Origin of the sequence: Psychromonas aquatilis (assembly GCF_038155185.1) — a bacterium.
In the GTDB taxonomy this organism is placed as follows: domain Bacteria; phylum Pseudomonadota; class Gammaproteobacteria; order Enterobacterales; family Psychromonadaceae; genus Psychromonas; species Psychromonas aquatilis.
Map to the genome: position 1 here is coordinate 1 of NZ_JBAKAZ010000080.1, position 9038 is coordinate 9038.

Genomic DNA, 9038 nt, shown 5'->3' on the forward strand with positions numbered 1-9038 from the left:
AGTTATTTTAACAAGTAAAATAGATCAGTTAATTAGTGTGATTGGTATTATTAGGGAGTAAGGAGTAGGCATCAAAAAATAAGCAGTGAAGTATTGTTTACAGAGAAAGTAAAAGAGGGCTAATGAATGGAAAAAATGAGTCGCTAAAGCTAACTGACTTATATAAAAAACCTGATCGAAACCAGGTTTTTGTTTTTGTAACATATATCGCGTGCTATTTAGAACGGAATATCATCATCAAAATCCATTGATGGTTCATTAAAGCTTGGCTTAGGTGCTGCTGGCGCTGGCTGTGGTGCCGCAGGAGCTGGTGCAGGACGAGGCGCAGGCTGTTGGTAGCTTGGTTGAGGCGCCGATTGTTGAGGCTGCTGCGAGTATTCAGGTGCCATGTTAGGCGCTGATTGTGCTGGTGGGTAACCACCTGGCTGCTGACCACCTGGTTGTTGACCACCGCCTTGATATGCTTGGTTTTGACCTGGCGCTTGATTACGAGCATCTAACATTTGAATGTCATTAGCAATAATTTCTGTCTTATAACGATCTTGGCCATCTTGACCTTGCCATTTATTTGTTTGCAATTTACCTTCAACGTAAACTTTTGCCCCTTTTTTAAGGTATTGGCCTACCATTTCGCCGAATTTACCAAAAACAACAATATTGTGCCATTCAGATTTGTTTTCATATTCGCCAGTTTGTTTGTTCTTCCAACTCTCTGTTGTTGCGATTGAAAAGTTAGCTACAGCACCACCATTTTGGGTGTAACGCATTTCAGGATCTCTGCCTAAGTTACCCACTAGGACGACTTTGTTGACACTACGGTTAAACATATTTTAGCTCCGCTATTTCGACTTTCTATTTAAAATACTGATGGTAATTAGTTTACATTAACTAGTTACCTAAAATGTTGTGCGTTTTTTATTGCTTAAAAAGCTACGCATTTGCTTTAATATAAACGCTTTTTCTATTGTTATTATTATAGCGACTAGTACTCCCATTACCTGTACTAGTTGACTAATAAGTAAGTTGCCTTGTTGTTTATTTTGCTACTTGCAATAAACAAATATAGTTTATTTTACTTAAATTACTTAATCCTAGAGAAAGTATAAACCATAAAACCAGCTAACATAAATATAAGCTATTACTGACTTGTAGTTTATAGGATAAAGGGCCTATAACGCTACCGAAAAATCCCCTTAAAATAGAGTCCTATAATAGATCCGAAACAAATCTACTTTTGTGTTAATCAAAAAAGCATTGATATCAAAGAAGATTATCAGAATCCTAAAAAGTGATTACCTGTCAAACAAAGGGCTTATAAGGATTGGCTAATAAAAATAAGCTTTTTAGATGAGTTGGTACTTTTATGTGGGGAGCTGGTTATTTGGTATTGACTGTTAATCGTTTACATAATGAGTCATTCATTATACCTACCTAAAATAGACAAGCTTATTTCTGAAATTGGATGTTATGTAAGGTTCGTTTTCTATTGAAGAGAGGAAATGATTAAACAGAGAAAGCACTACCTGTCATCATATAAAAAAGTACATGTGCACTTTAGATAAATATCATCAGTCGATTATTTCTTGAGTTATACACACCAAGAGGCTGGCCTACCTTTACTAAACTACTTATTTATTGGCTTTGTACTGCTTAAAAAGCAAATAAATAATGAATAATGTTTAAAATTCCTCTGTTTATATGAATTTTTTACCATGAATCAAGAAACCTGAAATTTTTGTGGGTGTGACAGGTCTTCTATGTTGCAGAGGCTAACTTATTTTTAAAGCTAACTGCATCGTTAGTTTGTGGATACGCGATATGTAAAGCGAACTACACCTTATTTATTTACCCTATAGGTACTTTTACCATGATTCGATTTAAAACCTTTATCACGAGTTTACTGATTTCATTAAGTTTAATTTCAGGCGCGGCACAAGCAAAAGAGGCAGAAGCTAAAGTAACACCTAAAGTTATTTTCTTTGATGTGAATGAAACGCTATTAGACTTAGGAAACGTAGGAAAGTCTGTTTCTGCTGCCTTAGGTGGGCGTGATGAGCTTGTCCCTTATTGGTTCACTACTATGCTACATTACTCATTAGTTGGTAATGAAATTGGACAATACAATAGCTTTGCTGAGATTGGTATTGCCTCATTAGAAATGATCGCTAAACAACAGAATATCCCACTAACTTCAGAGCAAGCTCGCAAAGCGGTTCTAACTCCTTTCAGAGATTTAGCACCACATGCAGATGTAGTGGAAGGGCTGAAACGTATTCGAGCACTTGGTTACAAGATGATAACACTAACAAACTCATCAGATGCTGGTATTGCAGCACAACTTAAAAATTCAAACTTAGCACAGTACTTTGACGGGTCATTAACAGTGCAAAATTTAGAAACATTCAAACCTGACTTAAAAGTATATGAATGGGCACAAAAAGAGATGAATGTTGCGCCTGAAGACGCAATGTTAATTGCTGCTCATGCATGGGATATTGCAGGTGCTGAGCAAGTAGGTTGGAAAACTGGTTTCATTATCCGCCCTGGTAAGGCTTTATATCCACTTTCGGGTAAACCAAGCTTAACTGGTAAAGACTTAATTGAAATAGCTGAGCAATTAGAAGCGGATGCAAAATAAGCTGTAAATCTTATTGCTATATAAGCTTATAATGTCCCTGAAATTTACGCTTTAACTTATATGTACTGTCCTTATTAAAAGCAAATTCAACTAGCTAATTAATAAGCGACAGTATAAAAATATCGCGCTTCAGGTACTTCACCTTTTTATTTCACGATGCTATTGCCATTGCTTCGACAAAATCATCGACTTTAAAACCCCATCAAAACTATTCCGTATTGAAAAATGCTCCTGTAATGGTATCTCAGTAACGAGTTTGCAGAGACTAGCGTTGGTAGCTTAACCATAGAGTCGCCATTTGAATATCCACTTTATTAATAAGGCTTCGCTGCTTGAGTAGCTAAAAGAGTCATGGATTAGCCCGCCCAACCAACAATGTCGCCTCATGACATATTCTTATCTTTTTAGCGCAATACATTCCTAATTTCTTTATACTGCACAGGATATTTTTTATTTTTTGGAGTCATTTGTGCTTAGTTATCGTCACTCATACCATGCTGGAAATTATGCTGATGTATTAAAACATACGGTATTAACTTCTATTCTTGATTATTTATTACAAAAAGATAAACCTTTTTGCTACTTAGATACTCACTCAGGATGTGGTGCTTATCAATTAGATTCAACACAATCATTAAAAACAAATGAGTTTGAAGGCGGAATAGGCGCACTGTGGGGATTGCAAAACTTACCTGCGCCAGTTAGTCGTTATCTAGATCAAGTTAAAGCATTTAATGGTGAAGGAAAGCTGCTTTCATACCCAGGATCGCCGATGATCTGTAATCAAATGCGCCGTGATGATGACCGTATGTTTTTATTTGAATTACATCCCAATGAGTTTACTAATATGCGTGGTAATTTCTCTGGCGATCGCCGTATAAAAATGGCAAATAGCGATGGGTTGCAAGGTTTAATTGCTAATATGCCGCCTAAAGAACGCCGAGGATTAGTGTTAGTTGATCCTTCCTATGAAATTAAAACAGAATATGAAGAAGTTGTTGAAAGTTTAATTGCCGCACACCGTCGTTTTGCGACAGGAACTTATGCCCTTTGGTACCCCGTTGTAAAACGTACGGTCATTAATAAAATGGAACGTGCTTTAAAATCATCAGGCATAAAAAATATTCAGTTATTTGAATTAGGCTTAGAGGCAGATAAAGAAGAGCACGGTATGACCTCAAATGGGATGATTGTTATTAATCCACCTTGGACATTACAAAAAGAGATGCAGCAAAGTCTGCCTTACTTAGCTGAAACCTTAGGCATTAATGGTGAAGGTTTTTATCGTATTGAAACCTTAGTCGCCGAATAAATTAGTTTATTATCGAGTTGCCTTTTTAAGCAAATTAATAAAGGCAGCTTGGTGAGTTTGAACTGCGTTTTAAATTATCTTTTATCCTTACTTCGGTGAATATTTTTTGCTTTATTGCTTGGCTTTTTTATGAGTAATACATAAAAAAGCAATTAAATAGATATTGCCTACTCACTGACTTAATATTCTTGTAAAAAATCATTCAATAAATAATCAGTAGTCGTTTATTTTTATGACGAATCTAGGTTAATAATGATGCTATTTATCATTACATTGAAATTGATTTATTTAGTATAATTTATTACTAATCCTTCCTTTATAGCTACTTTCCCCTTACGCAGGGGCGTGATATATTAACCTCCATTTATTTTTATCTATTTAGTCCTTGAAAATTAATTATTTAATAAGCGCTAAATTGACACTTTACATGGAATATATCATGACTAAATCGACCTCTGATATTCGCCAAGGATTTATGGATTTCTTTGGTAAAAAAGGGCATCAGACAGTGAGTAGTAGCTCACTTGTTCCTGATAATGACCCGACTCTGCTGTTTACAAATGCAGGTATGAACCAATTTAAAGATACTTTTTTAGGTTCTGAAACAAGATCTTACACTCGTGCAACATCAAGCCAACGTTGTGTTCGTGCTGGTGGTAAACACAATGATTTAGATAACGTGGGTTACACTGCTCGCCACCATACATTTTTTGAAATGTTAGGTAACTTTAGTTTTGGTGATTACTTTAAAGAAGAAGCTATTTCATTTGCATGGGAATACTTAACTGAAGTACTGGAAATACCAAAAGAGAAATTATTGGTTACTGTGTATGAAAGTGATGATGAAGCATTTTCATTGTGGGCTGATAAAATAGGTGTACCAAAAGAAAAAATCATTCGTATTGGTGATAAATCACCAGACAAAAAATTTGAATCAGATAACTTCTGGTCAATGGGCGATACAGGCCCTTGTGGTCCTTGTTCTGAAATATTCTACGATCACGGTGAGCACATTTGGGGTGGTCCTCCAGGATCGCCTGAAGAAGATGGCGATCGCTTTATCGAGATTTGGAACATTGTATTCATGCAATTTAACCGAAGTGCAGACGGCTCGATGGAAGATTTACCAAATCCATCGATTGATACCGGAATGGGATTAGAGCGTATTTCTGCGATCATTCAAAATGGTCACTCGAACTATGATATCGATCTTTTCCAAGGGTTAATCAAAAAAGTTGCTGAAGTAACTGGCGCTAAAGATTTAGAAGATAAGTCTTTACGTGTTGTTGCCGACCATATTCGTTCTTGTGGTTTCTTAATTTGTGATGGTGTAATGCCGTCTAATGAAGGCCGAGGTTATGTATTACGTCGTATTATTCGTCGTGCGGTACGTCACGGTCATAAACTAGGTGCACAAGGCGTATTCTTTTATAAAGTCTACGAAGAGCTTATCAATCAAATGGGTCAAGCTTACCCAGAGCTTGAGAAGCAGCGTGAGTTTGTAGAAAAAATCCTACGTTTAGAAGAAGAGCAATTCGGTAAAACATTAGAGCGTGGCTTACAAATTCTAGATAACGAATTAGACGCACTAACAGGATCAGTTATTCCGGGAGATATTGTATTTAAACTTTATGATACTTACGGTTTCCCTGCTGATTTAACGGCTGATATCGCTCGTGAGCGTGAATTAACGATTGATCAAGATGGCTTTGATGATGCGATGACTGAGCAACGTACACGTGCTCAACAAGCAAATAACTTCGGCACAGATTATAACGATGTGTTAAAAATTGAAGAAAAAACTGAGTTTCTTGGTTACCAAACCTTACAAGCTGAAGGCACTGTAGTTGCTTTAGTCAAAGAAGGTAAATTTGTAGAGACCTTAGCTGAAGGTGATAACGCACAGGTTATTTTATCGCAAACGCCATTTTATGCGGAGTCAGGCGGTCAAGTAGGTGATGCTGGTGTATTGACATTAGGCACTGCAAAATTTGTGGTAACTGATACTAAAAAATCAGGTGATGCTTTCCTACATATCGGCTACCTAAGTACTGGTACGCTGAACATTGGAGATACGCTACAGGGTGAAGTTGAAGCTGATCGTCGTAAAGCTATTGCGTTACACCATTCTGCAACACATTTATTACACGCTGCATTACGCCAAACATTAGGTGAGCATGTTACACAGAAAGGGTCATTATGTGATGCTGAAAAGTTACGTTTTGATTTTTCACATTTTGAAGCACTGTCTACAGATACTTTGAATAAAGTGACTTACTTGGTTAACCAAGCAATACGCGATAACTTTGAAGTAGTGACTCAATTGATGGATATTGAGCAAGCTAAAGAAAGCGGTGCAATGGCATTATTCGGTGAGAAATACGATGACATGGTACGTGTTGTAACAATGGGTGACTTCTCAGTAGAACTTTGTGGCGGAACACATGCTAAGCGTACTGGTGATATGGGGCTATTCCTGATCACATCAGAAGCAGGAACTGCTGCAGGCGTACGTCGTATTGAAGCGGCTGTTGGTGAAGCTGCAAGTGATGTATTACAAAATCTGCGTGAACAATTTTCAAAAGCATGTGACTTAGTAAAAGGTGATAGTTTCACATTAGGTGAAAAAATCATGAGCACATTAGATCGTAATAAAGTGCTAGAGAAAGAATTAGCACAATTAAAAGCGAAAATTGCTAGCGAAGCAGGATCTAATTTAACAGACCAAGCTGTAGAAGTTAACGGTGTAAAAGTCGTTGTTGCTCATATGGAAGGTGTGGATCCTAAATCATTACGCACTAGCGTTGATGAGATGAAGAATAAACTACAGTCAGGTGTTGTTGTATTAGCGACCACTGTCGGTGAGGACAAAGTAAGTTTAGTCGTAGGCGTAACGAAAGACCTTACTGGTAAAGTAAAAGCCGGTGAGCTAGTCAATGTTGTGGCTATTCCTGTTGGTGGTAAAGGTGGCGGCCGTCCTGATATGGCGATGGCTGGAGGAAATAACCCTGCTGCTTTAAAAGATGCATTGGCGTTGGTTAACCCTTGGTTATCCGAACGTTTGTAAGAATAAGGAGTCTATACACTCGTGGTATAGCAAGGAAAAAAAATGGCATTATTAGTTCAAAAATATGGTGGTACCTCTGTTGGTACAGTAGAACGTATTAAAGCAGTTGCAGATAAAGTAAAAGCAACTAAAGATGCAGGCAATGATGTAGTCGTCGTATTATCAGCAATGTCTGGTGAAACTAATCGTTTAATTGCTTTAGCAAAAGAGTTTAACGCGACGCCAAGTACACGTGAAATGGATGTATTGTTGACTACAGGTGAGCAAACTACGATTGCGTTATTGTCTATGGCATTACACACCCTAGGTGTAGATGCGGTATCAATGACTGGTGATCAAATTCGTTTGAAAACAGATAGTAATCATGCCAAAGCGCGTATTTTAGATGTAGAAACAGATAATCTGCAGAAACATATAAAAGAAGGGCGTGTAGTCGTTATTGCTGGTTTCCAAGGACGTAGTGAAGATAATAATATTACGACACTAGGCCGAGGCGGAAGTGATACATCTGCTGTTGCTATTGCAGCGGCGTTAAAAGCGGATGAATGTCAGATCTACACCGATGTTGATGGTGTTTATACGACAGACCCACGTGTTGAGCCAAATGCGCGTCGCCTTGATAGCATTACATTTGAAGAGATGTTAGAAATGGCTAGTTTAGGAGCGAAAGTACTACAAATTCGTTCTGTAGAGTTTGCAGGGAAATACAATGTGCCACTACGTGTACTTTCTAGTTTTAAAGATGGTGGCGGTACATTAATTAGTTATGAGGAAAATAAAATGGAATCTCCTGTCGTTTCTGGTATTGCATTTAGCCGTGATGAAGCTCGTTTGACTTTGCAGGGTGTGCCTGATCAACCAACGGTCGCTTCACAAATCCTTTCTCCTATTGGCGCTGCTAATATTGATGTGGATATGATTGTGCAAAATACATTAGGAGATGGTAAAACAGACTTTACATTTACTGTGCCTCGTGATGATTATGCAAAAGCGAGTGAGTTATTAAATATCGTTTGTGAAAGATTAAATGCAGCATCAGTATTAGGCAACGAAGATATTGGTAAAGTATCTATTGTTGGTGTTGGTATGTGGAATCATCCTGGTGTAGCGCAAAAAATGTTTGCTACCTTAGGTGAAGAAGGTATTAATATCCACCAGATCACTACTTCTGAAATTAAAATTTCAGTACTGGTTGATAGTAAATATTTAGAACTGGCTGTTCGAGCACTGCATAAAGCTTTCGAATTAGAGTCAGAACCTAAGCAAGAGAAATAAAATATGTGATATGACACAGTGATTGACTGTGTCTTGACTATATTCAACCATAATAAATAAATTTTAGGAGCAAATATGCTAATTTTAACTCGCCGTGTAGGTGAAACATTAATGATCGGTGATAACGTCACTGTAACTGTACTAGGTGTTAAAGGTAATCAAGTACGTGTTGGTGTTAATGCACCAAAAGACGTCTCTGTTCACCGTGAAGAGATTTATATGCGTATCCAAGCAGAGAAAAATGCAACTGCCTGATGTCAGTGATACTTATAAAAGAGCCTAAGGGCTCTTTTTTTATACCCTAAATTCGACCATTTTAGATAAAAATTGAGCACTTTGTATAGTTAGTAGGCAAGCAGAAACTTTTCTTCAAAAAAGGTTTGACTTGTTTTCAGAAGACAGTAATATGTGCGCCAACAAGACGACGGTGGGGTGGCCGAGTGGCCGAAGGCGCTCCCCTGCTAAGGGAGTAACGGGTTTATAGCCTGTTCGAGGGTTCGAATCCCTCCTCCACCGCCATTCTTGTAGATTCTTAAAGCGGGTGTAGCTCAGCTGGATAGAGTACCTGGCTACGAACCAGGCGGTCAGGGGTTCGAATCCCTTCACCCGCACCATTCTTTGAAGGCTTACCTTTGGTAAGTTTTTTGTTTTTAGAGCTTATTAATATTATTAACTAATATTAAACACCAATGCGGGTGTAGCTCAGCTGGATAGAGTACCTGGCTACGAACCAGGCGGTCAGGGGT

The 9038-nt window shown here is 37.9% G+C and carries 6 protein-coding genes and 2 tRNA genes; 7 read left to right on the forward strand and 1 reads right to left on the reverse strand.

All coding sequences use genetic code 11. The features are described from left to right. Positions 1-218 precede the first annotated feature (218 nt). The gene (locus tag V6256_RS13980; RefSeq protein WP_341598843.1) at positions 219-827 is read right to left on the reverse strand and encodes a single-stranded DNA-binding protein; all 609 of its coding nucleotides are present in this window, start codon (positions 825-827) and stop codon (positions 219-221) included. Positions 828-1867: 1040 nt separating this feature from the next. On the opposite strand from V6256_RS13980, the gene V6256_RS13985 reads away from it, so the two are divergent. From V6256_RS13985 to V6256_RS14015, 7 genes are all read left to right on the forward strand, one after another. Further along, entirely contained in the window at positions 1868-2638 is a 771-nt protein-coding gene (locus V6256_RS13985) for a haloacid dehalogenase type II (protein WP_341598844.1), read from the forward strand. A gap of 469 nt (positions 2639-3107) precedes the next feature. Then, positions 3108-3950, forward strand: a complete 843-nt coding sequence (locus tag V6256_RS13990) for a 23S rRNA (adenine(2030)-N(6))-methyltransferase RlmJ (RefSeq protein WP_341598845.1) — start codon at positions 3108-3110, stop codon at positions 3948-3950. A gap of 439 nt (positions 3951-4389) precedes the next feature. Beyond that, positions 4390-7017 (forward strand): alanine--tRNA ligase, encoded by a 2628-nt coding sequence (alaS, locus tag V6256_RS13995; RefSeq protein ID WP_341598846.1) that lies wholly within the window; start codon positions 4390-4392, stop codon positions 7015-7017. A gap of 42 nt (positions 7018-7059) precedes the next feature. Beyond that, on the forward strand, positions 7060-8292 hold the full coding sequence (locus V6256_RS14000) for an aspartate kinase (RefSeq protein WP_341598847.1): 1233 nt from the start codon (positions 7060-7062) through the stop codon (positions 8290-8292). A 75-nt stretch (positions 8293-8367) separates the two neighbouring features. Next, positions 8368-8547: a carbon storage regulator CsrA gene (csrA, locus tag V6256_RS14005; RefSeq protein ID WP_341598848.1), complete on the forward strand. Its 180-nt coding sequence runs from the start codon at positions 8368-8370 to the stop codon at positions 8545-8547. A 171-nt stretch (positions 8548-8718) separates the two neighbouring features. Continuing rightward, positions 8719-8811 (forward strand) — tRNA-Ser (locus V6256_RS14010). Between the two features lie 18 nt (positions 8812-8829). Further along, positions 8830-8906 (forward strand) — tRNA-Arg (locus tag V6256_RS14015). The last annotated feature ends 132 nt before the right edge of the window (positions 8907-9038 follow it).